This is a genomic window from Hydrogenophaga sp. (assembly GCF_036675665.1).
In the GTDB taxonomy this organism is placed as follows: Bacteria; Pseudomonadota; Gammaproteobacteria; order Burkholderiales; family Burkholderiaceae_C; genus Hydrogenophaga.
The window spans coordinates 17,798-40,336 of the sequence record NZ_JAKFEO010000109.1 but is presented as its reverse complement, the minus strand read 5'-3'; the positions used below and the strand labels follow the sequence as shown (position 1 = coordinate 40,336).

At 69.5% G+C, this 22,539-nt stretch carries 14 protein-coding genes; 8 read left to right on the top strand and 6 right to left on the bottom strand.

Annotation, left to right across the window (positions count from 1 at the left end; translation table 11 throughout):
- On the bottom strand, positions 1-1,476 hold the full coding sequence (locus tag V6M63_RS23060; protein ID WP_332745725.1) for a UbiA family prenyltransferase: 1,476 nt from the start codon (positions 1,474-1,476) through the stop codon (positions 1-3).
- 122 nt (positions 1,477-1,598) lie between these two features.
- Positions 1,599-2,294: a Bax inhibitor-1/YccA family protein gene (locus V6M63_RS23055; protein ID WP_332745723.1), complete on the bottom strand. Its 696-nt coding sequence runs from the start codon at positions 2,292-2,294 to the stop codon at positions 1,599-1,601.
- A 97-nt stretch (positions 2,295-2,391) separates the two neighbouring features.
- Between V6M63_RS23055 and V6M63_RS23050 the strand changes: the two genes are divergently transcribed.
- Positions 2,392-3,279 carry a LysR family transcriptional regulator gene (locus V6M63_RS23050; protein WP_332745721.1) on the top strand — a complete coding sequence of 296 codons (888 nt, stop codon included), beginning with the start codon at positions 2,392-2,394 and terminating at the stop codon, positions 3,277-3,279.
- Positions 3,280-3,413: 134 nt separating this feature from the next.
- Here V6M63_RS23050 and V6M63_RS23045 read toward each other — a convergent pair whose 3' ends face one another.
- Entirely contained in the window at positions 3,414-4,604 is a 1,191-nt protein-coding gene (locus tag V6M63_RS23045; protein WP_332745719.1) for an AI-2E family transporter, read from the bottom strand.
- A 140-nt stretch (positions 4,605-4,744) separates the two neighbouring features.
- Here V6M63_RS23045 and V6M63_RS23040 point away from each other — a divergent pair, with 140 nt between their 5' ends.
- The 4 genes from V6M63_RS23040 to V6M63_RS23025 are packed head-to-tail and all read left to right on the top strand — an operon-like array spanning position 4,745 to position 7,467.
- Positions 4,745-5,167: a CopG family transcriptional regulator gene (locus V6M63_RS23040; protein WP_332745718.1), complete on the top strand. Its 423-nt coding sequence runs from the start codon at positions 4,745-4,747 to the stop codon at positions 5,165-5,167.
- Positions 5,168-5,226: 59 nt separating this feature from the next.
- Positions 5,227-6,333: an extracellular catalytic domain type 1 short-chain-length polyhydroxyalkanoate depolymerase gene (locus V6M63_RS23035; protein ID WP_332745716.1), complete on the top strand. Its 1,107-nt coding sequence runs from the start codon at positions 5,227-5,229 to the stop codon at positions 6,331-6,333.
- A gap of 10 nt (positions 6,334-6,343) precedes the next feature.
- Positions 6,344-7,033 carry a hypothetical protein gene (locus V6M63_RS23030; RefSeq protein WP_332745714.1) on the top strand — a complete coding sequence of 230 codons (690 nt, stop codon included), beginning with the start codon at positions 6,344-6,346 and terminating at the stop codon, positions 7,031-7,033.
- Positions 7,030-7,467 carry an ankyrin repeat domain-containing protein gene (locus V6M63_RS23025; RefSeq protein WP_332745712.1) on the top strand — a complete coding sequence of 146 codons (438 nt, stop codon included), beginning with the start codon at positions 7,030-7,032 and terminating at the stop codon, positions 7,465-7,467. The genes V6M63_RS23030 and V6M63_RS23025 overlap by 4 nt, the downstream gene beginning before the upstream one ends.
- A gap of 12 nt (positions 7,468-7,479) precedes the next feature.
- Here the strand turns inward: V6M63_RS23025 and V6M63_RS23020 are convergent, their stop codons facing one another.
- The 3 genes from V6M63_RS23020 to V6M63_RS23010 form a co-directional block, all read right to left on the bottom strand.
- Complete coding sequence (locus V6M63_RS23020) at positions 7,480-8,370, bottom strand: Tim44 domain-containing protein (RefSeq protein WP_332745710.1); 891 nt, start codon at positions 8,368-8,370, stop codon at positions 7,480-7,482.
- Positions 8,371-8,474: 104 nt separating this feature from the next.
- Positions 8,475-8,693, bottom strand: coding sequence for a hypothetical protein (locus V6M63_RS23015; RefSeq protein ID WP_332745709.1), 219 nt, complete (start codon positions 8,691-8,693; stop codon positions 8,475-8,477).
- Between the two features lie 9 nt (positions 8,694-8,702).
- On the bottom strand, positions 8,703-9,512 hold the full coding sequence (locus tag V6M63_RS23010; RefSeq protein ID WP_332745707.1) for a sulfite exporter TauE/SafE family protein: 810 nt from the start codon (positions 9,510-9,512) through the stop codon (positions 8,703-8,705).
- 17 nt (positions 9,513-9,529) lie between these two features.
- Between V6M63_RS23010 and V6M63_RS23005 the strand changes: the two genes are divergently transcribed.
- From V6M63_RS23005 to V6M63_RS22995, 3 genes are all read left to right on the top strand, one after another.
- Complete coding sequence (locus tag V6M63_RS23005; protein ID WP_332745705.1) at positions 9,530-10,459, top strand: LysR family transcriptional regulator; 930 nt, start codon at positions 9,530-9,532, stop codon at positions 10,457-10,459.
- Positions 10,460-10,898: 439 nt separating this feature from the next.
- The gene (locus V6M63_RS23000) at positions 10,899-19,355 is read left to right on the top strand and encodes a DUF7933 domain-containing protein (protein WP_332745704.1); all 8,457 of its coding nucleotides are present in this window, start codon (positions 10,899-10,901) and stop codon (positions 19,353-19,355) included.
- Complete coding sequence (locus tag V6M63_RS22995; protein WP_332745702.1) at positions 19,352-22,510, top strand: hypothetical protein; 3,159 nt, start codon at positions 19,352-19,354, stop codon at positions 22,508-22,510. Before V6M63_RS23000 ends, V6M63_RS22995 begins: the two co-directional genes overlap by 4 nt.
- Positions 22,511-22,539 lie beyond the last annotated feature (29 nt).

Genomic DNA, 22,539 nt, shown 5'->3' with positions numbered 1-22,539 from the left:
TCAGAGTCCGAGGGTGGCCGCGATGCCGATGCCGCCCATGGCCAGCAGCGTCATCCAGCTGAAGGGATCCTTCAAGGCGAACTGCAGCGGGTCTTCGCCGTGCAGCTCGCGCCGACCGGTCTTGAGCCAGATGCGCATGATCCACAGCAGCAGCACGGGCGCCGCGGCCCACAGCCATTCGGGGTTGGCGTAGAGCACTTCGCTGTTCTGGCTGTCGATGTACAGGGCCAGCACCATCACCGCCAGAAACCCGCTGGCCATGCCCATGGCGCGCAGCGAGGACAGGTCGCGCGGCTGGTAGCCCCGACCGGGAGCCAGCGTGATGCGCTCGTCGTCGAGTTCCTCGAGTTCGGCGCAGCGTTTGACCAGGGCCAGACTCAGGAACAGGAAGATCGAGATGGCGGCCAGCCAGTTGGACAGTTCAACCTGTGCCGCCACGGCGCCGGCGCCGATGCGCAGCGTGTACAGACCGGAGAGCACCAGGACGTCGATGAGCGCCAGCCGCTTGAGCACCAGCGAATAGGCCAGCGTGGTCACGGTGTAGACCAGCAGCATGGCGCTGAAGCCCGGGGACACGGCCCAGGCCAGCACGAAGGCCAGCACCAGCATCACGCAGCCCAGCACCACCGCCAGCGGAATGCTGATGGTGGCCGCGGCCAGCGGCCGGTGGCGCTTGAGGCGGTGGGCGCGGTCGTTGGGCAGGTCCAGCAGATCGTTGAACAGGTAGGTGGCCGAGGCGCACAGGCCAAAGGCCACGAAGGCCATCAGCACCAGTGCCCAGAGATGGGGGTCGAGCCGGTGCGAGGCCAGCAGAGGCAGGAACAGCAGCGCGTTCTTCGACCACTGTTTGAGGCGGATCGCGCGCAACACGGTCTTGAGGCGCAGCGGCTCGCGTTCGAACACGCGTGCCTGGGGGTGCACCTGCTGCAGCGCGCTGATCACGCGGGCGGGTGCGTTCACCGCCACGGCCTGCGCACTGCCCTTCCACACGGCGATGTCGTCGGCGCTGTTGCCGGCATAGGCCCAGGTGCTGTGGCCGCGCGCTTGCGCGTGGGCGGCGATGGCGTCGCGCTTGTTGCCTCGGCTGAGGTTCACGCCGTCGGCACGGGCATTGGTGCCCAGGGTGTCGTCAAACAGTTTGAGGTAGGCCGCCACGTCGCGCACGATGCGCGAGTCCGCCGCACTTGCCAGCACCAGGCTGCGGCCGCGCGCGCGTTCCTCGCGCAAGTACTGCACGAAGCGCTCGTGGTAAGGCAGGCGCGCCGGATCGGGGCGCACGGTGTTGGCCAGTCTGAGCTTGAAGCCGGCCTTGCCCAGCAGCAGCCACATGAACAGGCGCAGCAGGTTGAGTGGGTTGCGCCGGATGAACAGCATCACCGACTCGTACAGCGTGTCGCTGGGCGTGAGCGTGCCGTCCAGATCCACGTAAAGCGGGCAGGTGTCGGCGTGGCGGGCGTGGGTGGCGGCAGGCGTCAAACGAAGGGTCCGGTAGGGTGTGCGCCGATTCTAGGCGCCGCACCCCCGCCCTCAGGTGGTCCACAGCGGCGGTGTGGTCCAGCCCATCAGACGGTCGCTCGAAGGTCAGAGGGCGTGTGATGTCACTCGTTGCTGCCGCCCAGGCCCATGAGGCTGAGCAGGCTGGTGAAAAGGTTGAACAGCGAGACGAACAGGCCCACCGTTGCCAGCACGTAGTTGGTCTCGCCGCCGTTGACGATGCGGCTGGTCTCGAACAGGATCATGCCGACCGACAGCAGGGCCACCAGGGCCGAGACGGCCAGCGCCAGAGCGGGCATGCTGAAGAAGAACGCGGCCAGCGCCATCACCAGGGCCACCACCATGCCGGCGAACAGGAAGCCGCCCATGAAGCTGAAATCGCGCCGCGTGGTCAGCACGTAGGCCGACAAGCCCAGGAACGTGGCGCCGGTGGCACCCAGCGCGGCCACGATGGTCTGAGCGCCGCCGGGCAGGCCCAGCGTGTGGGTGAGGATGGGGCCGAGCGTGTAGCCCATGAAGCCGGTCAGGGCGAACACCGCGGGCAGCGCCCAGCCGCTGTTCTGCAGCTTGTGCACGGCAAACAGCAGACCGAAGTAGCCCACCAGCGTGATCACCAGGCCGGGTGCAGGCCAGCTGTTGGCCACCGCCATGGCCGCCACGCCAGCGCTGAACAGCAGCGTGAGCGAGAGCAGCGCGTAGGTGTTCTTGAGCACCCGCGTGGTTTGTGCCGGGGTGGTGTCGGTGGCGCTGGCCACGGCCATGCGGCGGGACAGGGCGGAAGTGCGTGAGGCGTTTTCCATGAAAGGCTCCTGAGTGGAAGGAAGCCGCGAGGATAGGCGTGCAAAGGTTTTTGAAAAAGCAGAAAATCTCTGCAATACCATCCTGAAAAACCGAAGCATGAATGCGGAATTCAACTACAAGCACCTGTATTACTTCTGGGTCACGGCCAAGGAAGGCGGCATGTCGCACGCGGCGGAGCGCCTGGGGCTGGCGGTGCAGACCGTGAGCGCGCAGGTGCGTCTGCTCGAGCAGTCGCTGGGCCATGCGCTCTTCAAGCCCGCGGGTCGGGGCCTGGCGCTCACCGAAGCGGGGCAGGCTGCGCTGCAGATGGCCGAGCAGATCTTCCACCTGGGCGAACAGTTGCCCGCCGCCGTGCGCGACGCCACCCGCGCCAGCGAGGTGCGGCTGGTGGTGGGCATTTCCGATGGCTTGCCCAAGCTCGCTGTGCGCGACCTGCTGGAGCCGGCGCTGGCCGAGCCCAACCTGCGTCTGCTGTGCCACGAAGACGAATTCGACGATCTGCTGGCCGACCTCGCCCTGCACCGGCTGGACGTGGTGCTTTCCGACCGGCCGGCGCCAGCGAACCCCAACCTCAAGCTCTACAGCCACGCACTGGGATCAACGGCCCTGGGTTGGTACGCGCCCAAGGCCTGGCTGGCCCAGGCACGCCGGGGCTTCCCCCACAGCCTGGCCGCGGTGCCGGTGTTGCTGCCGACGGCCCACGCCTCGGTGCGGCTGCGCATCGACCAGTGGTTCGAGGGGCACGGTGTGCTGCCGCGCGTGGTGGGGGAGTTTGAAGACAGCGCGCTGCTCGCCACGTTCGGTGCGTCGGGCATGGGCGTGTTCCCCGCGTCCGAAGGCCTGCGCGAGAAGCTGTCGAAAGCGTATGGCCTGCAGTGGATCGGTCCGTGTGACGGTGTGCGTGAACACTTCTACGCCATCGGCACAGCGCGCAAGGTGCAACACCCGCTGGTGCAGCGCCTGCTCAGCGCGGCAGCGGTCTGAGGCGCGCGCGGCTGATCGCCACCAGCCCACTGCCCAGCAGCAGAAAGGCGATCAGCAGACCCGCCGAGTTCAGCAGCGTCTGCCGGTAGCCGAGCTTGTCAGGCGCTGGTTGTTCATGGCTGAGCGCCCGGGCTTCAGGGCGCCGGGCGGTCGACCGGCGCGCCTGACTCCGGCGGCGTTTCCACCACGGGTGGCCGGTGCGGCGCGATGAGGGGTCGTGTGGTGGTCTGGATGTGCCAGATCGCCACGAACATGGCCGCGATGGTCGGGCCGATCACGAAACCGTTGATGCCCATCACCGCGATCCCACCCAGCGTGGTGATCAGCACCAGGTAGTCGGGCATGCCGGTGTCCTTGCCCACCAGCAGCGGACGCAGCACGTTGTCGGCCAGCCCGATCACGAACACTCCGTAGGCCACCAGGGCCGTTCCCTGCCACACCTGGCCCATGGCAAACAGGTACAGCGCCACCGGCAGCCACACCAGGCCGGCACCCACGGCGGGCAGCAGCGAGAGCGCGGCCATCAGCACGGACCACAACAACACACCCTTGACGCCGAGCGCCCAGAACGCCAGGCCACCGAGCGCTCCCTGCACCAAAGCCACCACCAGGTTGCCTTTGACGGTGGCGCGCAACACGGTGCCGAAACGATCCAGCAGCTCCTGCTTGTGGTCGGGCGGAAGCGGAATGGCCATGCGGATGGCGCGCACGATGCTCGCGCCATCGCGGGTGAGGAAGAACGCGAGGTAGAGGGTGATGAACAGGCTGATCACCAAGGTGAAGACGTCCTGACCCACGTTGAAGGTGTGCGTGGCGATCAATTCACTGCCCTGGCTGAGCAGAGCGTTGAACTTGCGCTGCACCTGATCGAAATTGCCCAGGCCGAAGCGCCTGAGAAACGAAATCAGACTGTCGGGCAGTGCGTCGAACAAGCCTCGCAGCATCAGCGCCGGGTTCAGCTCGCCCGACTGGATGCGCTTGAACATCTGCCCGGCTTCGCGCACCAGCGACACCAGCACCAGCACGGCCGGCATCACCACCACGATCAGGGCCGCCCCCATCGTGACCAGCGCTGCGCGGGTGCGCCGGTGGTTCATGCGCGGCAGCAGCCACCGGTAGAGCGGCGTAAACATCAGCGCAATGATCGAGCCCCACAGGACGGTGCCGTAGAAGGGCAGCAGGATCCAGAAGAAGGCCACCGTCACGGCGGCCAGCATCAGGCGCAGCGTGAGGGGTGCAGAAACCGCAGGCACGGGCAGGGGTGAGAGCACCTGTGGCTCGCCGGAGGCGGATTCAATGCGGTCGGGTGTGGCAGGTGTTGTCATGTTCACGGCCAGGAGTGTGGGGGCGCGCCGAGTATGGCGCTGTTCGCCAGCGCACCAGCGGGTTGTGTTGAAGCCACGCCCTTGCATTCTGCGAAATCGTGCTTAAATACCATCCATATGGATTCCACATGGATGGCAAAATGATCACAACCCGACTGCCCGAAGTCCGCCCTCGCGTGGGCGACTCCGAGAAGATGACCATCAATCTTGGCGTGGTCGACCTGGGCCAGGTCGACCTGCTGGTGCAGGAAGGCTTTTATTCGAACCGCTCCGACCTGGTGCGCACGGCGGTGCGCAACCTCCTCGCCACCCACGCGGACACGCTCAAGCAAACCGTGGCTCGCAAAACACTGACGCTGGGCCTGCAGCATCTCACCCGCGCCGAACTGGAACGCACCGTGGCCGCCGGTGAGACCTTGCGCATCCAGGTGGTCGGGCTCGCGCGCATCGACGACGACGTCACGCCCGAACTCGCCCTGGCCGCCATCGAAACCGTGTCGGTGCTGGGTGCTTTCCACGCCAGCCCCGCCGTGCGCCGTGCGCTGGCGCCACGCACCGTTTGATCTTCTTTTCCCTTGACGAAACACCCCCATTGAAAACGACCACTCCGCCCACCCTGGCCATGAACATCAACGACACCATCGCCAAGGCGCTTGCGCAGGCCGGACTCGACACCCGCTCCGGGCCGCTCAAGGGTGTGACGGACACCATCCGCAAGGCGCTCGCCTCGGCCGGCCTGGGGGGTGGGCCTGTGGGCACGCCAGCCGATGCCGACGTGATCGAGGTGACCGCGCGCGACATCTCCGCCCAGCCCACGGCGCCAGGCCTCGGCCAGTTTCTGGCCCGCACGCTCCACCACCGCGCCGGTGTTCGTGACTACAAGCTCTACCGGCCCGCCGCGCGAGCGGGCACACCCGGCGGCCCACGGCCGATGGTCGTGATGCTGCATGGCTGCACCCAGTCGGCCGACGACTTTGCCGTCGGCACGCAGATGAACCGCCTGGCCGACGAGCACGGTTTTCTGGTGCTCTACCCCGAGCAGTCGGCCAGCGCCAACGCATCGCGCTGCTGGAACTGGTTTCGCCCGCAAGACCAGGTGCGCGAGGGCGGTGAGCCCGCCCTCATCGCCGCCATGGTGCGCGAGGTCATGAGCGATCACGCCATCGACCCGCCGGTGGATCCCCGGCGCGTGTTCGTGGCCGGGCTCTCGGCCGGCGCGGCGATGGCGGTGATCCTCGGCGAGACCTGGCCGGATGTGTTTGCCGCCGTGGGCGCCCACTCGGGTCTGCCGTTTGCGGCCGCGCACGACATCCCCTCGGCCATGGCCGCCATGAAGGGCCGCGGCGTGATGGGCCAGGCCCACTTTCCCGGCACCGCCGATGACCCCCGGCGCAGCGCCACGCACGCCGTGCCCACCATCGTGTTCCATGGCGACCGCGACCACACCGTGCAGCACAGCAACGGCGAGCACATCACCCGGCAGGCACGCCAAGCAGAGCAGCCCCTGAACGCGCGCAGCGAAACCGGCACCGCCGCTGGCGGGCGCCGCTACACGCGCGAAGTGCATGCCGATGCCGCCGGCCGGGTCCGGGTGGAGCAGTGGACCGTGCACGGCGCCGGGCACGCGTGGTCGGGCGGGGACGCCGCAGGCTCCTACACCGACAACGCCGGACCCGATGCCTCGGCCGAGATGCTGCGCTTCTTCCTGGCGCAGCCGCCGCGTGGCTGAGGGGGTCTCGATGCGACCGCCTGCACGCCGTCTGCTGGCCACGCTGCGGGCGCGCTTTGACGGCGCGGCCCTGCGCGTGGCGCTGCCGGGCCCGCCCAGCCAGGCCGCGCGCGCCCCCACGGCCACCCAAACCGCGCAATGGGCGCCGCTGCAGGCCTGGTGTTTTCTGGGCGCCGGCGACGGCAGCAGCCCGCTGCTGCAGCCCACGCGAGCACCGCGGGTGGAGCAACACTTCTCGGTGGCGGTGTGGCCGGCCGCGGCCAACAGCGCACGGCGCGACGTGATCGAAGCCTTCAGCCGGCACCTCGACGGCAGCCACCAGCTGCTGGCGGCCGGTGGCGCCTGGGCGGGTTTGCTGCTGCGTTTGCGTGTGAAGGCTTGCGATGCGGCGTGGTGGCGCCGACGCCGGCCCACCGATCCGTGGGACTGCGGCTACGCGCTGAACGAGCCCGCCGCACGCGCGGCACTCGCGCGGTTCGAGCCGCGCCGGGCCACGCTCGTGGTGGCGGTGGACTGGCCCGAGGAGGCGTTGCTGGATGCCGTCACCGGGATGGCGCGGTCATCGCCCCGGTTTGCGCACCCGGTGCGCTGGCTGGTGGTGCAGCCGGACCCGAGCGACATCACCGAGCGTCTGCGATCGGCCGGGCTGCGGGTGGAATCGTGCGATAACCCCACCTCAACTCACAACATGAACCGATGACCGATTGGAAGACCCAGCAAATGATCAAGGCCTCGGGCTGGCCGCTGGCGCCCGAGCTGCTCGCGCCCGGCGCCGACTTCAGCGCCCCGGCCGAGGGCGGCCTGGTGCCGTGGCACTGGGCCTGCAGCGAAGGCAAGGCCGGGCTGGTGCGCTACATGATCGAGCACGGCGCGAACGTGCAGGACCGAACCCCGACCGGCCAGGGCATGCTGCACATGGCGGCCCGCTCGAAAAGTTTTCAGGTCGTGATGATGCTCATCGACGCGCTCAAGGCCACCGGTGCGCCCGCGCCCGATGAAGGCCTGCGCTCGTTCCTGACCAAGACCTTCAGCAAGGGCCACCCCGACTCGAAGAACCGCCTGCAGCAGGCGCTCAAGGACTGGGACCGGCTGCAGCGGCAAGCGGTGCCGCCCAAGCCGACTCGCGGGGGATGACCCGCAGCGGCATCAGGCGCTTTGCTGGATGCCGGCCAGCAGCCAGCCGCCACTGCCCTGGCGTGGCTTGGTCAGGTGCCAGACTTCGTCGAAGCTGTCGGTCAGCTCGGCACCGTTCTCGCGCGTCTCACCGGTGAAGCGCACGCTGACCACGTAGCGGCTGTCGCCTTCTTCCACCTCGAGCACCTCCGCGTTGATCTGCACCACGTCGGTGTGCTGACTGGTCGCTCCCCGCTCGCTCAGATCCATCTGCAGCTCGGCAAACATCTCGGGCGTCGTGAAGGCGCGGATGTCGTCGAGGTTGCCGGCGTCGTTGGCCGCTTGAAGCCGGATGAAGTTCACCTTGGCATTGCGCTCGAAGCCCTGCACGTCGAAGTCAGCCGGGATGCCGCTGGCAACGCCGCCACCCAACGAACTGCCGATCATCGAGCCGCCGCCAGCATTCACAGGGGCGCGCAAGGCATGGACGTCGGGTGTGCGCTCGCGGTTGGCGCCGGCACTGGCGTAGGCCAGACCGCCCGCACCGCCCTGCTGGGCCATGGCGCGTTTGCGCATGATGAAGCCGAACACGGCGATGGCGGCGGCGATCAACAGGCCGATCATCAACATGTTGGCCATGCCTTCACCAAAACCCAGGTGCGACGCCAGCGCCATGAGGCCCAGACCGGCGGCGAGACCGGCGATGGGGCCCATCCAGCTGCGGCCAGTGCCGGCTGCGGCGGCGCCAGCGCCGGCTGTTGCCGGTGCGGCAGCCGCTGTCGGGGGCGCCTTGGCCGGAGGAGCCGACTGGCGTTGCATGCCGAACGACCTGCCGCCGCCCAGGCGTTTCGCTTCGGCATCGAAATGAGCCGCGCCCAGACCCAGGGTCATGACCACGGCAAGAAGGGAAAGCCACTTTTTCATCAGAGTCTCCGTCAAGAAGCGTTAAAACACGCCGCAGGGTACAGGCCCTGACGATTCTGAAAAAGCAGAAATAAAGGGACATTCGGTTCGGAAAAAAGAGAGCATCACGAGCGAGCGTCTTGTGGCAAGGGGTCATGACGAGGCCGCAGCAACGAGGCCCGGGCCTGGTCGATCACGCTCAGCAGTTCCGCCGTCAGCGTGCCCATGGCGGGCTCGGTGCAGACCGTGCCACCGTCTGCCGCGCGTTCATCCACCGCCAACGCCAGCCGGTAGGCACGCTCGAGCGCTTCGGCCAGCTCCCATGTGCGGTGCTCGGGCGGCATGCGAGGTCTTCACGCGGCGAGTGCGCGCGCCAGCATGAGCCCACCCAGCCCGAGGAACACGCTGTAGAGCGCGCGCTGGAACATCAGGGCCGGGAGGCGCTGGCGCCAGTGCGCTCCGATCCACAGGCCGAGGCAGGCCGCCGCCAACGCGATGGCGTGACCGATGGCAGGCACCGGAACACCCGGGCTCGCCATGTGTCCCAGGCGCACCGCCAGCGCCAGCGTGGCCACCAGAAAGCTCAGACCCAGAGCCTGGATGAAGGCATCTTTCTCCAGCCGCAGTGATTGCAGGTAGGGCACCAGCGGCATCACGAACACGCCGGTGGCCGCGGTCAACGCGCCCGACAGCAGGCCGGCGAGGCCGCCGGCCACCCGTGCGTGGCGCACAAGGTCTGGCAGCGTGGGCCGCGCCAGGCCCCATGCGCCATAGACCATGAGCACCGTGCCCAGGGTGATGCGCGCCTCGTTGCCCGCTGTGCCGAGGTCGGGCAGTGGGCTCCCCACCGTGGCCGCGGCCACGCCCAGCCAGAGCGGCCACAGGCGCCGGACCAGTGTGCGGGCGTGGGGTCCGATGCATTGCGCGATGTTCGTCAACAGCGAAGGAAGCAACACCAGCGTGGCGGCGGTGGCCGGCGGCATGGCCAGGCCGAGCAGCGCGATCGCGAACGTCGGCAGGCCCATGCCCGAGACGCCCTTGACGGCGCCTGCCGCGACGAATACGGCGCCGATCAGCCAGAAGAGGTGGTTGTCCATGGGCCCATCGTGCAGGGCGTCCTCGGCGGCGTCCATCGCGCACTGCCAGAGGTATCCTTCGCCCATTCAGGAGGATCGAGCCCATGACAGCCTCGCGCGCCACACCCACCTACCGCATCGATCCGTTCGACCTGCGCCTGTTCGCCGCGATCGTGGAACAAGGGTCGATCACCGCCGGCGCACGCCACATCCACCTCTCGCTCGCCGCAGCCAGCACGAGGCTGCAGCAGCTCGAACACGCCATCGGCGCCACCCTGCTGCTGCGCTCCAAGCGTGGCGTGAGCACCACCGACGCCGGCCGCACGCTGCTGCTGCACGCCGGACGCTTGCAGCGTGACATGGAGGCCTTGCACGCCGACATGGCGGCCCACGCGCACGGCGTGCGCAGCACGGTGCGCGTGTTGTGCAACACCGCGGCCATGACCGAGCACTTGCCGCCGCTGCTCGGCCGCTTCCTGGTGGTGCACCCGGACATCGACGTGGAGTTGCGCGAGCTCGGCAGCCGCGACGCGCTGATGTCCATGCGCCAGGAGCAGGCCGACATCGGCATCGTCGCCGACCACGTGGGCACCGAAGGCCTGAGCACGCGCTTCTTCCGCGAGGACCGCCTCGTGGCCGTGTTGCCGAGGCTGGGCGCACGCTCCGCGGGGCGCGCAATGCCCTTCGTGGACCTGCTCGAACGCCCCTTCGTCGGTCTGCCGAGCGACAGTGGCATCAGCCGCCTGCTGCACGACAGGGCCCTGCAACACGGCCGAGGCCTGCACCACCGCGTGCGCGTGCGCGGGCTCGATGCGGTGATGCAGCTGGTGGGCGAGGGCGTGGGCGTGGCGGTGGTGCCGCAGGCCACCGCGCTGCGCCTGGCCAACGAGCGCGTGGTGGTGCGCCCGCTCAGCGACGCCTGGGCCGCGCGGCAACTGCTGCTTTGCACGGCGCTCGGCGCGCCGCCGGGCAAGGGCGCCTCGACCTTGTACGGGTTCTTGACACAGCAGGTCCGGGACCAGCGCCCCGGCTGAAGCTGCCGCCTCCCCGCTGGAAGTCCCGGCACGCGCTCGGGGGCGCCTCGCCACGCTGGCCTTCGCTCGTTACATATTGCTCAATCGACCGACGCCAATTATTGACAAAAAAGAAAGAAATTCATTGGCGGCGAAATGGGCGCCTTCAATCGCACGTTCAGAGCTGATTGTTAAAAATCTATTAAAAACAACAACTTAAATGGCAAACAAACCCGAATGAACGTTGCGAATTTGTGGAATTTGCACGATCACCGTCAATTAAAAGCGTGCGAATTGACCAAGCAGCCAGCTTGGCTTCTATATTTCAGTCCGTAACCAAACGCACCCAATGTAGGCAGATGTTCCGGTTGAGGAACGCCACCGATGGGGGGCACCGGTGTTCGCCGGGCGGTGTGGAAGCGGTGCGGCAACGCCGCCTGCGGGATCAAGAGGGAACTCAATGTCTGGATGTTTTCCACGTGGCGTTGCCACGCTGGCGGGATGGCGCTCGCGCGCTCCTGCGGTTGTGATTCGTGCGGCGCGCGCGCTGACACTCGGCCTGGCGGGCACGCTGCTGGCGGCCGCGTCGGCCCATGCCACGCTGGTGGTGAGCCAGTCGGTGAGCAGCAACACCATCGTGGTGGGCGAGCGGGTGCGGCTGACCATCACCGTCAGCAACGACGCGGCCCAGGTCAATGGCGCGCAGCTGATCAACAACTTTCCCACCCAGCTGCGGCTGTATGAGCCGACCTTTCCAGGCTACGTGGCCCCGGCCACCAGTTGCCCGGCCGCGGTGATCACGCCCGGGCCGGGTACGGGCGCCGGCGGCGCCGATGTGCTCACCGTCTCGGGCTTCACCATTCCGGGCAACGCCGCGGGCGTGGACGGCTCCTGCACCATCGAGGTGGACATCACCTCCTACAACGGCGGCAACACGTGGAACAACGTGATCAACCCGACCGACCTGACGCCCAACGCCTCGACGGTGGCGCAGCAGAGCATCCTGGTCAGCAACATCCTGCTGCCCGCGGTGAGCAAGAACCTGGGCGGCGCCACGCTCACGCAAGGCCTCTCGCGCACCGCGACGATCACCTTCACCAACCCGAACACCTCGGTCAACATTCCGCTGACCAGCTTCACCGACATCCTGCCCGCCAACCTGGAGGTGCTCGGCATCGTCGGCAACACCTGCGGCAGCGGCACGGGCTTCACCGCGAGCAGCGTCAGCCTCACCGGCGGCGCGGTGCCCGCGGGCTCGCCCGGTACGTGCAACCTGCAGTTCACCGTGCGCGGCGTGCTGCCCCCCGGCACGGCCTCGCAGGCCGGCACCAACACCATTGCCGCCGGCGACATCGGCAACACGCGCGGCATCACCTACCCGGGCGCGAGCACCGGCATCACGGTCAACAGCCCGATCGTGTTGAGCAAGGGCTTTGCGGTTTCACCACTGACGGCGGGCTCCAACTCGCTGCTGACGGTGCGCATCGGCAACAACAGCACGGCCCCGCTGACGGCGGTGGGCCTCAGCGACATCGTGGGCGCGGGCTGGCCCGCCGCGGTGACCAACGCCACCGCCATCAGCACGGCCAACCTCAGTGGTTGCGGCGGGGGCGCCACGCTCACCGCCGGTACCGACGGGGGCTTTGACAAGGGCTTCGTGCTCGCCGGGGCGCAGATTCCCGCGGGTGGCGAATGCGTGATCAGCTTCGACGTCACGTCCACCACCACCGGCATCCACACCAACACCCTGGCCGCCGGCGCCGTGGCCAACGGCGAAGGCTTCACCTCGCCCGCCCGATCGGCCAACCTGGAGGTGCGCGACAACGCGCTGACGGTGTCCAAGTCGATCACGCCGAGCAGCGTTGCGCCCGGCGACGTGGCCACCTTCGCGGTCTCGGTCACCTCGTTCAGCCTGGCACCGCAGACCGGTGTGGCCTTCACCGACACCCTGCCCACCGGCATGGTGTATGTGGACGCCACCGAGGGCGGCATGACGCCCACCATCGGCGGCGGCTGCAGCTTCTCCGCGCCCATGCCGGCCCCGCTGGTGAGCGCGCCGTCGTTCGCCTTCGACTTTCCCGCCGCGGCACCGGGCGGCACCACCTGCGTGGTGCGCTTCACCGCGCGCGTGCCGAGCAACGCGACCCTGGGCAGCAACAACCTCACCAACAACAGCTTCGGCGCCGGCAACGGCACCGTCTCGGGCAGCGCCGGCTCGGTCAGCCTGTCGGTGGTGAACCCGCTGGTGGTCACCAAGACCTTCGACGGCGTGGTCGCGCGCCAGCGCTTCCAGGGCACGCCGTCGGTGGTGCAGATCGAGCTGACCAACAACAACTTCTCGGCGCTGAACAACCTCGGCTTCACCGACACGCTGCCGGGCACGCCCGGTGCGATCCGCGTGGCCAACCCGGCCAACGCCACCACCACCTGCGGCGGCACCCTGACCGCCAATCCCGGCGACACCAGCTTCAGCCTGGTCGGCGGCAGCGTGCCCGGACGTTCGGGCACCACACCGTTCGCGCCCGGCCAGTGCAGCGTGCGCGTCAACGTGGTCGGTGGCACCGTGGGCGTGCACAGCAACAGCATTCCCGCCTTCAACGGCAGCAACGGGGCCGACGTGGTCAGCGCCACCGGCACCGTGGCCAACGTGCCCGGCACCACCGTGCGCAACCTCAACGCGACCACCGCCACGCTCGAATACCTGCCGGCCCTCACCGTGGCCAAGACCTTCCTGACCAACCCGGTGCAGGTCGGCGGCACCAGCCGCGTGCGCATCACGCTGGGCAACACCGGCAACGGCCAGCTCACGGGTGTGAGCGCCACCGACCCACTGGCCGGCACCGGCCTGTTGATCGCGTCCACGCCCAATGCCAGCACCACCTGCGCCGGTCCCACGGTGCTCAACGCGCCCGCGGGCGGCAACAGCGCGTCGATCAGCGGCGCCACGCTGGCCGGCGGCAGCAACTGCGATTTCCTGTTCGACGTGGTCGCCTCCACCGGCACGCCATCGGTCAACACGCTGCCCGCGGGCAACGTCACCGCCGACGGCGGCGTGGCCAGCACCAACCCGACCTCGGCCACGCTCAACAAGGCCACCACCAGCGTCAACCTGACCAAGGCCTTCGTGCCGACCGTCATTTCCGGCCCCGGCAGTGTCTCGCGCCTGACCGTCACCATCGCCAACGGCAGCGCCACCGCGCTGACCAACCTGGCGGTCACCGACAACATGCCCAGCGGCATGGTGGTGGCCGTGGTGCCCAACGCCAGCACCACCTGCGCCGGCGGCATCGTCACCGCGGTCGCGCAGACCGGCGTGGTGGAACTCGCGGGCGGCACCCTGCCGGGCAACGCCAGTTGCACGGTCTCGGTGGATGTCACCTCGTCCTTCGTCGGCACGCTCAACAACACGCTGCCCGCCGGCGCGGTGAGCAACACGCAGGGCGCCACCAACGCCAGCCCCTTCACCGCCAACCTGGCTTCGCTCGCCGGCCTGGGCGTGGAGAAGAGCTTCCTGCCGACCACGGTCGGCATCGGCGAATCGGCGCAGCTCACGATCCGGGTGCGCAACTCGCTGCCGCAGCCCCTCACCAACATCTCCGCCGTCGACAACCTGCCCGCCGGCCTGCAGGTGGCGGTGCCCGCCAACACGAGCACCACCTGCGTCGGTGCGGTGGTCAACGCCTCGGGTGCCAGCGTGGGCTTCAGCGGTGCCCAACTGGCCGCCGGCCCGAGTGAGTGCGTGGTGCGCGTCGACGTGGTGTCCGCCATCGCCGGCGCCTACGTCAACACCATCCCCGGCGGCACCGTCGTGGCCAATGACGGCTCGGTGACCAACCCGTCGCCCGGCACCACCGCCACGCTGTACGTGCTGCAGCAGGCGTCGGTGTCCAAGGCGTTCGCCGCCGGCGTGGTCGCGCCCGGCGCGCCCAACCGGCTCACGGTGACGATCAACAACCCCAACGCCGCGCAGGCACTCACCGGCGTGGCGCTGCGCGACAACCTGCCCGCCGGCCTGTTCGTGGCGCCCGTGCCCAACGCGTCCACCACCTGCGCGGGCGGCACCGTCAGCGCCGTGCCCTCGGCCGCCAGCGCCCAGGTGTCCGGTGCCACCGTGCCGGCGGCCGGTTCGTGCAGCTTCCAGTTCGACACCGTCTCCAACGTCGCAGGTCTCTACGTCAACACCATTCCCACCGGGGCGCTCACCAGCAACGAAGGTGTGCGCAACCCCGACCCGGCCACCGACCAGGTGCGGGTGCTGGAGCCACCCTCGCTGGGCAAGGCCTTCGTGCCGCCCACCATCTCGCCCGGCGGCGTCTCGCGCCTGACACTCACGCTCGGCAACACCAATCCGGGCGCCCAGACGCTGCAGCAGGCGCTCGACGACAACCTGCCGCTCGGTGTGGTGGTCGCGCCCACGCCCAACATCGGCGGCACCTGCCCCGGTGCGGTGACCGCGGTGGCTGGCTCGTCGCTGGTGCGCTACGCCAACGGCGCCAGCATTCCGCCCGGTGGCTGCACCGTCACGGTGGACGTGACCGCCAGCGCGGTCGGCACCTACACCAACCAGCTGCTCGCCGCCGCGCTGCGCACCGACGCCGGCAACAACCCGGCGCCGACCACGGCCGACCTCGTGGTCAGCCCGCTCGGCTCGATCTCGGGCCGCATCTACCTCGATGCCAACAACAACGGCATGTACGACATCGGCGAAGCGCCGCTGGCCGGCCAGTCGGTCAGTCTGATCCGCTCGCTCGACAGCGTGGTGCTGCAGAAGACCACCACCGATGCGAGCGGCTTCTATGTGTTCAGCGGCCTGAGCGACTCGGCCACGCAGGGCTCCGACTACTCGGTGCGTTACCTGCGCTCGGGCGCCGACAGCATCGGCGGGCCGCTCACGCCTTCGACCGCGCTGCACAGCGGTACCTACCAGGCGCGCCTGACCGCGGCATCGACCACCGAGAGCAGCATCGTCGGCGGCACCGGCGTGACCGGCACGCCCAACAACAGCAACGTCGACTTCGTCTCGCGCCGCAGCAACATCCGGCTCAACGAATCGGGTGGCAACGTGGCCAGCTCGGTGGGCAACAACTTCGGCGAAGTGGTGCCCTCGCAGATCGCCGGCAAGGTCTACCGCGACGACAACAACAACGGCGTGGCCAACGGCACCGAGCCCGGTATCGCCGGTGTCACCGTGCAGCTGCGCGGCGTGGACGACCTCGGCCAGACGGTGGTGCTCAATGCCGTGACCGACGCCAGCGGCAACTACGCCTTCACCGGCCTGCGCCCGAGCTGCAGCCCGCTGGCGGCACCGGCCTGTCCCGGCTATGTGGTGACCGAAGGCGCTCAGCCGGCCAACACGGCCAACGGCCAACCCGCCGCAGGCACGGTGCTCAACCTGTCCACCGGCGCGGCCACCGGCACCGCCGGCACCGCGTCCAACAGCGCGCCCCTGGTGAGCTACGGCGGCGCGCCCACGAGCTACGTGATCGACGCCGGCACCAGCCGCATCAGCGGCATCGTGCTGCCGCCCAACGCGCGCTCGGCGGGCAACAACTTCGGCGAGATCGCCACCGATCGCGGCATCTCCGGGCGCATCTTCACCGACCAGAACGGTGATGGCCTGTTCAACGGCGCCGACGCGGGCGTGGGCACTGGCGCGCCTGGTGCGAACAACGTGGCGCAGACCCTCACGCTGACCGGCAACGACGTCGGGGGCAACCCGGTGAACATGACCGTCACCACCGACGCAGAAGGCCGCTACAGCTTCACGAACGTGCCCCCGGGCCTGGCCTACACCGTCACCTGCACCACCTGCGCCCCGCCCGCCGGCTTTGCCAACAGCAACACGCCGCTGGCCTACCCGGGCAGCACCGGCGGCAGCGCGGGTGGCACGCAGGTGGTGCCCACCATCAGCGGCATCGCGCTCAGCGGCGGCAGCGACGCGTCGGTGGACAACAACTTCACCAAGACGCCGCCGGCCCAGCAGATCTCGGGCGTGGTGTATTTCGACCCCGACAACAGCGGCGGCGTGTTCGCCTCGGGTGACTCACCCGTGCCTGGCGTCACGCTGGAGCTGCGCGACAACGGCGGCGCGCTGCTGGCCACCACCACCACCAACGCGGCAGGCCAATACCTGTTCAGCTCGCTGAGCACCCCCACGCTGGTGGCCGGCGCGAACTACCGCGTCGTGCTGGCCTCGCCACCGGCGGGCACCACCGTCGGCATCACCAGCGCGGGCAACATCGGCGGCACGCCCACCGGCACCGCCACCGCGCCGGGTGTGAGTCCCGCCGTCATCAGCGCCATCGCCCTGGGCGCGGCGCAGCAGTCGGCGCAGAACAACTTCCCGCTGGTGTCCAACATCCGTGTCGGCGGCCGGGTGTATGAAGACCGCGACCTCGACGGCGCCTACAACGGAGCCGACGTCGGCCTGCCCAGCGGCACCATCGGCCTGTTCGGCACCGACGCCTTCGGCAACAGCGTCACGCGCTACACCACCACCGACGGTGCCGGCCTGTATGCCTTCGAAGGCCTCGCGCCGGGCAGCTACACGGTGCGCCAGTCGCAGCCGCTGGGCTACAGCAGCGTGGCCAACACGCCAGGCCCGGTCACCGGCGGCAGTGCCGGCGTGGTTGGCCCGCTGGGCGAAGCGGTCGAGACCATCGCGCTCAGCTTCAACGCCACGCCGGGCGCGGCGCTCCAGGTGAACTTCGGTGAGACCCTCAGCGCCGCCACGCTCAACGGCTTCAAGTCGGTGCGCATCGTCTCGCCGGCCGCTGCCGCGGGCGTGTCGCCCGGGGCCGAGGTGGTCTGGCAGGTCATCTACAAGAACGACAGCGCGTATCCCGTCACCGTGGATGTGCGGGACACGCTGCCCGACTACATGACGCGCGCCGGCGCACCCGCCATCACCCATGGTGGTGGCAACGGTGGCGTGTTCACACCCAACGCCGGCTTCACCGGCACGGCGGGCGGTGAGCTGCTCGGCTCGGCGAACCTGCCCGCCAGCGGCGGCTGGGTGTCGATCGACATCCCGGTGGTCGTCACGGCCGGCGCCACCACCGCGCGCCTGAACCAGGCCTCGGCGGGGCCGGCCAACATTCGCACCGACACGGTGGACAACAGCACACCCACCGGCGGGCCGGGCCAGCCGCCGACCGGTGTGATCCCGGCCGGCAGCGTGCCGCAGACGCCTTACCAGACCGCGGGCCGCGACCCCACCGGCGTGCCGCTGTCGTCCCTGCCGGCCGCGCTCTCGGGCTTTGTCTGGCGCGACAACAACGGCGACCGCCGCCGCGACGCCAATGACACCGCCATCCCCGACTGGGGCGTGGAGGTCGTCGGCAGCGACGGCCAGGCCGTGGCCTGCCGCCTGGTGCCCTCCAACAGCGCACAGGGTTGCGTGGCCATGCCCGACGGGCGCAGCCTGTTCCGCAGCGGTGCCGACGGCGCCTACGGCGTGATCGGCCTGGTCCCGGGTGACTACAAGGTGTATTTCCGCGACCCGGCGAACAACGTCGTCTATGGCACGCCGCAGAACAGCGGTGGCGACACCAGCTCCCGCGTGGCGAGCGAACGCGACCACCTGGCCGTCTCGCTGCTGCCCGGTGCCAACCTGCTGCAGCAGGACTTGCCGCTCGACCCCTCGGGCGTGGTCTACGACGCCAACACGCGCGCGCCGATCGACGGTTCGCAGGTGCGCTTCTGCGGCCCGCCCGGTTTCAACCCGGCCACCATGCTGGTGGGTGGCGCGAGCTACGTGGCCGTGGGCAACTGCGCGCAGATGACCACCGGTCCCCTGGGCTTCTACCAGTTCCTGCTGGTCCCCGGCGCACCGTCCGGTGAGTACCGGCTGGAGGCCTCGGCGCCAAACTACGCGCCGACGCCGATCGCTTCCATCCCGCCGGCCCCCGGCGTGTTCACGCCCGCCGGCCCCACGCCGCTGCTGGTGCAGGCCCAGGCCGGCCCACCACCCATCGGCCAGCCCACCACCTACTACCTGCGCTTCAACCTCGCGCCCGGCATGCCCGATGTGATCCACAACCACATCCCGCTCGAGCCGTTCACCGGCGCCGGTCTGTTCCTGCAGAAGCAGGTGCTGCGCGACGTGGTCGAGATCGGCGATTCGGTGCAGTACACGCTGCGCGTGCTCAGCCCCAACGGCGCGGCCAGCAACGTCGTCATCACCGACAGCCTGCCCGCCGGCCTGCGCCTGATCCCCGGCACGGTCGCGCAAGACGGTGCGTTGGTGGCCGACCCGGCCGGCTCGCCCGGTCCGGTGCTCAGCTTCGCGCTTGGCAACTTCGCGGCCAACACGCCGGTGACCGTGACCTACCGCGTGCGCGTGGGCGTCGGCGCCCAGCAGGGCGACGGCATCAACCGCGCCCAGGCCGCCGGTCTGGTGGGCGGCAAGCCCGTCACCTCCAACCGCGCGCAGGCCCGCATCCGCATCACCGGTGGCGTGTTCTTCCAGGAAGCCTGCGTGATGGGCAAGGTGTTCGTGGACTGCAACGGCAACCGCATCCAGGACGCCGAGGAAGTCGGCATCCCGGGCGTGCGCTTCTACCTGCAGGACGGCACCCACCTGGTGTCCGACAGCGAAGGCAAGTACAGCATCTGCGGCCTGCCCGCGCGCACCTCGGTGCTGCGCGCCGACCCGACCACCTTGCCCGTCGGCAGCGAGCTGGTGACCAGCAGCAACCGCAACGCGCTCGATGCGGGCAGCCTGTTCCTGGACCTCAAGTTCGGCGAGCTGCACCGCGCCGACTTCATCGAGGGCAGCTGCTCGCCGCCGGTGCTCGAACAGGTGGAGAAACGCCGCCGCACCGGCCAGGTGACCACCCCGATGGTGGACCCACCGACACCCTCCCCACGCGTCTTCCGCTCGGGCCAGCCGGCCCGGATCGGAGGTGCGAAATGAACGCCCGTCACCTCATGCGAACCACCTCCTTCCGTGGTGCCCGCCACCCGCTCGCGCAGGCCCTGACGTCGGCCTTGCTGCTGCTGCCCCTGGGCGCGGCGCTGGCGCAGACCGAGGCCCTGGCCCCACGCTTCACGCCCATGGCCCCGGGCAGCGACCCGGCCCGCGGGCCGGGTGCCACCGCCTTGCCCGCACCCACCACCGCGCTGCCGCTGGCCGCCAACTGGCGCGCCACCAGCCTGGCCGACAACGGGCACCTGGTGCTGGAAGCCGCGCGCGACCAGGTCAGCGCCGACGGCCGCTCGGTCGTGCTGCTCACGCTGCGTCTGTTCGACCGCGACGGCCGGAAAGTGACCACGCCCACCGACGTGGTGGTGAGCACCAACCGTGGCCGCGTGCGCCTGCCCGGCGCGGCCATCGACGAGCCGCCGCGCCAGACCCTGCGCGTGAGCGTGCGCGACGGCGAGGCCACCGTGGAACTGGTGGCGTCCCACGAGCCCGGCGACGCCGACCTGCAGGTGCAGTCGGGCAACGTCGTGGTGCACGGTCGCATCGGCATGGTCACCGAGCGGCGCCCGATGATCGCCGTCGGCGTGGTCGAAGGCACGCTCAACCTGAGCCGCCTGGAGGCCTCGCAGATCAGCCCGGCGCGCGAGGACGACGGCTTCGAACTCGAGATGCGTCGCCACTCGAACAGCTTCGACAACGGCAAGGGCTCGCTCGGTGCGCGCACCGCGTTCTTCCTCAAGGGCGTGGTCAAGGGCGACACGCTGCTCACGCTGGCCTACGACTCCGAAAAGGAATCGCGCGGCCGCCTGTTCCGCGACATCCAGCCCGACCAGTACTACCCGATCTACGGCGACTCGTCGTTGCGCGGCTTCGATGCGCAATCGCGCCAGCGCCTGTATGTGCGGGTCGACCAGGGCCGCTCGTTCGTGCTCTACGGCGACTTCAACACCGGCACCGGCGGGCCCGCGCGCGAACTCAGCCGCATCAACCGCTCGGTCTCGGGCCTGCAGCTGCACCACGAGGGCGAGACTTTCGAGGCCAACGCCTGGGTGGTGCGCGACAACGTGGCCCAGGTGGTCGACGAGCAACCCTCGCGTGGCGTCTCCGGCCCGTACCGGCTCTCCAGCAGCGACGGCATCTCGGGCTCCGAGAAGGTCGAGATCCTCACGCGCGACCGCAACCAGCCCTCCATCATCCTGCGCGCCGAACCGATGGTGCGTTTCGTGGACTACGAGTTCGAACCGTTCGCGGGCAGCATCGTGTTCCGCGCGCCCGTGCCCTCGGTCGATGCCAACCTCAACCCGATGTCGGTGCGTGTGACCTACGAAGTGGAGCAGGAAGGCCCGAAATACTGGCTCGGTGGTGTCGACGGCAACTGGCGCATCACGCCCGCGCTGGAGATCGGCGGCAGCCACGTGGAGTCGCGGGATCCGTCCGACCCGTACACCCTGAGCGGCGTCAACGCCACGCTGCGCCTGGGCGAGCAGAGCTGGGCGCTGGTGGAGCTGGCGCGCTCCGACCGCGAGGCGCTGGGCGACCGCGGCCAGGGCGATGGCGCGCGCGTGGAAGCGCGGCACCAGGGCGAGCGGCTCGACGCCCGCCTGTGGGCCGGCGAGACCGACCGCGAGTTCTCCAACATCTCGTCGTCCTACAACGGCGGGCGCGCCGAGGCCGGCGCGGTGGCCACCTGGAAGATCAACGAAGCCTGGTCGCTGCGCGTGGACGCCATGCGCTCCGAAGACAAGACGGTGGACGCGGTGCGCGAAACGGCCTATGCCGGCGCGCAATACAAACTCTCGTCGACATGGACCGTGGGCGTGGGGCTGCGCCATGGTCGCGACGAGGGTGGTGTGCCCAACGCGGCCTCGGCCTCGGGCATCAACATCCCGCAGACCTCGGGCTTCACGCCGTTCCAGATCAATGCGCCGCTGTTCTCCGCTGCGGCGGGCCAGACGCGGACTTTCAACGCGCTGTCGCTCAACGCACAGGGCCAGTTGAGCGACCGGCTCACGGTGCTCGGCGAATTCGAGCAAGACGTGGAGAACGCCCGAGGCCGGCGTGTCACCGTGGGTGCGGACTACCGGCTGAGCGAACAGTTCCGCGCCTACGGCCGCGCCGAAGTGGCCAAGGGCCTGGGCGGTGTCAACGGCATCGCCGTCGACGGGCGCGAGACCGCGTTGGTGGCCGGCCTCTCCAGCGAGACCATCCGCGACGGTGAGGTGTTCAACGAATACCGCCTGCGCGACGCGATCTCGGGCGAGGACGCGGTCAACGCCATCGGCCTGCGCCAGACCTTCCGCGTCGCCGAGGGCGTGCGCTACAGCGCCAGCGTCGAACACCAGAAGGCCATCGCGGGCGAAGCCACCTCGGCCACCGCGCTCACCGGCGGCATCGCGCTGTCGTACGACCCGACCTGGCGGGCCACCGGCCGCCTCGAATGGCGCCGCGACCGCAACCACGACGCCTGGCTCTCGACCCTGGGCACCACCGCCAAGATCGACCGCGACTGGTCGTTCCTGGTGCGCAACACGCTGTCGCTGCAGAGCGCACGCCACGCGGGCGCGTACGACCAGTGGCAGGACCGGTTCCAGATCGGCGCGGCCTACCGCCAGACCGACCTCAACCGCGTCAATGCGCTCGGCCTGTACGAGCTGCGCGCCGAGAAAGACGACAACCCCGGCATCGACTACCGCCGCACGTCGCACGCGGTCTCGCTGCACGCCGACCACCACCCGAGCCGTCCCTGGTGGCTCACCGGGCGCCTCGCGGGCAAGCATGTCTCCGAGCGTTTCCTCGGCGGCGTGCGCTCGAACTACGTGGCCTACCTGGCCGGTGGCCGCATCACCTGGGACCTGTCCGAGCGCTGGGACCTGGGCCTGCAACACCACCTGATGTGGAGCCCGCAAGGCCATACGCGCCAGGATTCCTTCGGCGTCGAAGCGGGTTACCTCATCAAGTCCAACCTGTGGCTGTCGTTCGGCGTCAACCTGCGCGGCTTCCGCGACGACGAGCTGACCGGCGCGGCCTACACCCGCAAGGGCGTGTACCTGCGGCTGCGCTTCAAGTTCGACGAGACCCTGTTCCGCGGAAGCGACCCTGGCACCAACCGCGCGCTGAACCCGCTCGCATCCGCCGCCCGCCCCTGATCACCGTTGTTAGTCCGTAAGGCCCTGCC

Excerpts from the sequence above, each read along its gene's own strand:
- V6M63_RS23000 (WP_332745704.1), top strand. The coding sequence starts at position 10,899 with ATGTCTGGATGTTTTCCACGTGGCGTTGCCACGCTGGCGGGATGGCGC.
- V6M63_RS23030 (WP_332745714.1), top strand. The coding sequence starts at position 6,344 with ATGCGACCGCCTGCACGCCGTCTGCTGGCCACGCTGCGGGCGCGCTTT.
- V6M63_RS23010 (WP_332745707.1), bottom strand. The coding sequence starts at position 9,512 with ATGGGCGAAGGATACCTCTGGCAGTGCGCGATGGACGCCGCCGAGGAC.
- V6M63_RS23020 (WP_332745710.1), bottom strand. The coding sequence starts at position 8,370 with ATGAAAAAGTGGCTTTCCCTTCTTGCCGTGGTCATGACCCTGGGTCTG.
- V6M63_RS23015 (WP_332745709.1), bottom strand. The coding sequence starts at position 8,693 with ATGCCGCCCGAGCACCGCACATGGGAGCTGGCCGAAGCGCTCGAGCGT.
- V6M63_RS23005 (WP_332745705.1), top strand. The coding sequence starts at position 9,530 with ATGACAGCCTCGCGCGCCACACCCACCTACCGCATCGATCCGTTCGAC.
- V6M63_RS23045 (WP_332745719.1), bottom strand. The coding sequence starts at position 4,604 with ATGACAACACCTGCCACACCCGACCGCATTGAATCCGCCTCCGGCGAG.
- V6M63_RS23050 (WP_332745721.1), top strand. The coding sequence starts at position 2,392 with ATGAATGCGGAATTCAACTACAAGCACCTGTATTACTTCTGGGTCACG.
- V6M63_RS23040 (WP_332745718.1), top strand. The coding sequence starts at position 4,745 with ATGATCACAACCCGACTGCCCGAAGTCCGCCCTCGCGTGGGCGACTCC.
- V6M63_RS23025 (WP_332745712.1), top strand. The coding sequence starts at position 7,030 with ATGACCGATTGGAAGACCCAGCAAATGATCAAGGCCTCGGGCTGGCCG.
- V6M63_RS23035 (WP_332745716.1), top strand. The coding sequence starts at position 5,227 with ATGAACATCAACGACACCATCGCCAAGGCGCTTGCGCAGGCCGGACTC.
- V6M63_RS23055 (WP_332745723.1), bottom strand. The coding sequence starts at position 2,294 with ATGGAAAACGCCTCACGCACTTCCGCCCTGTCCCGCCGCATGGCCGTG.
- V6M63_RS22995 (WP_332745702.1), top strand. The coding sequence starts at position 19,352 with ATGAACGCCCGTCACCTCATGCGAACCACCTCCTTCCGTGGTGCCCGC.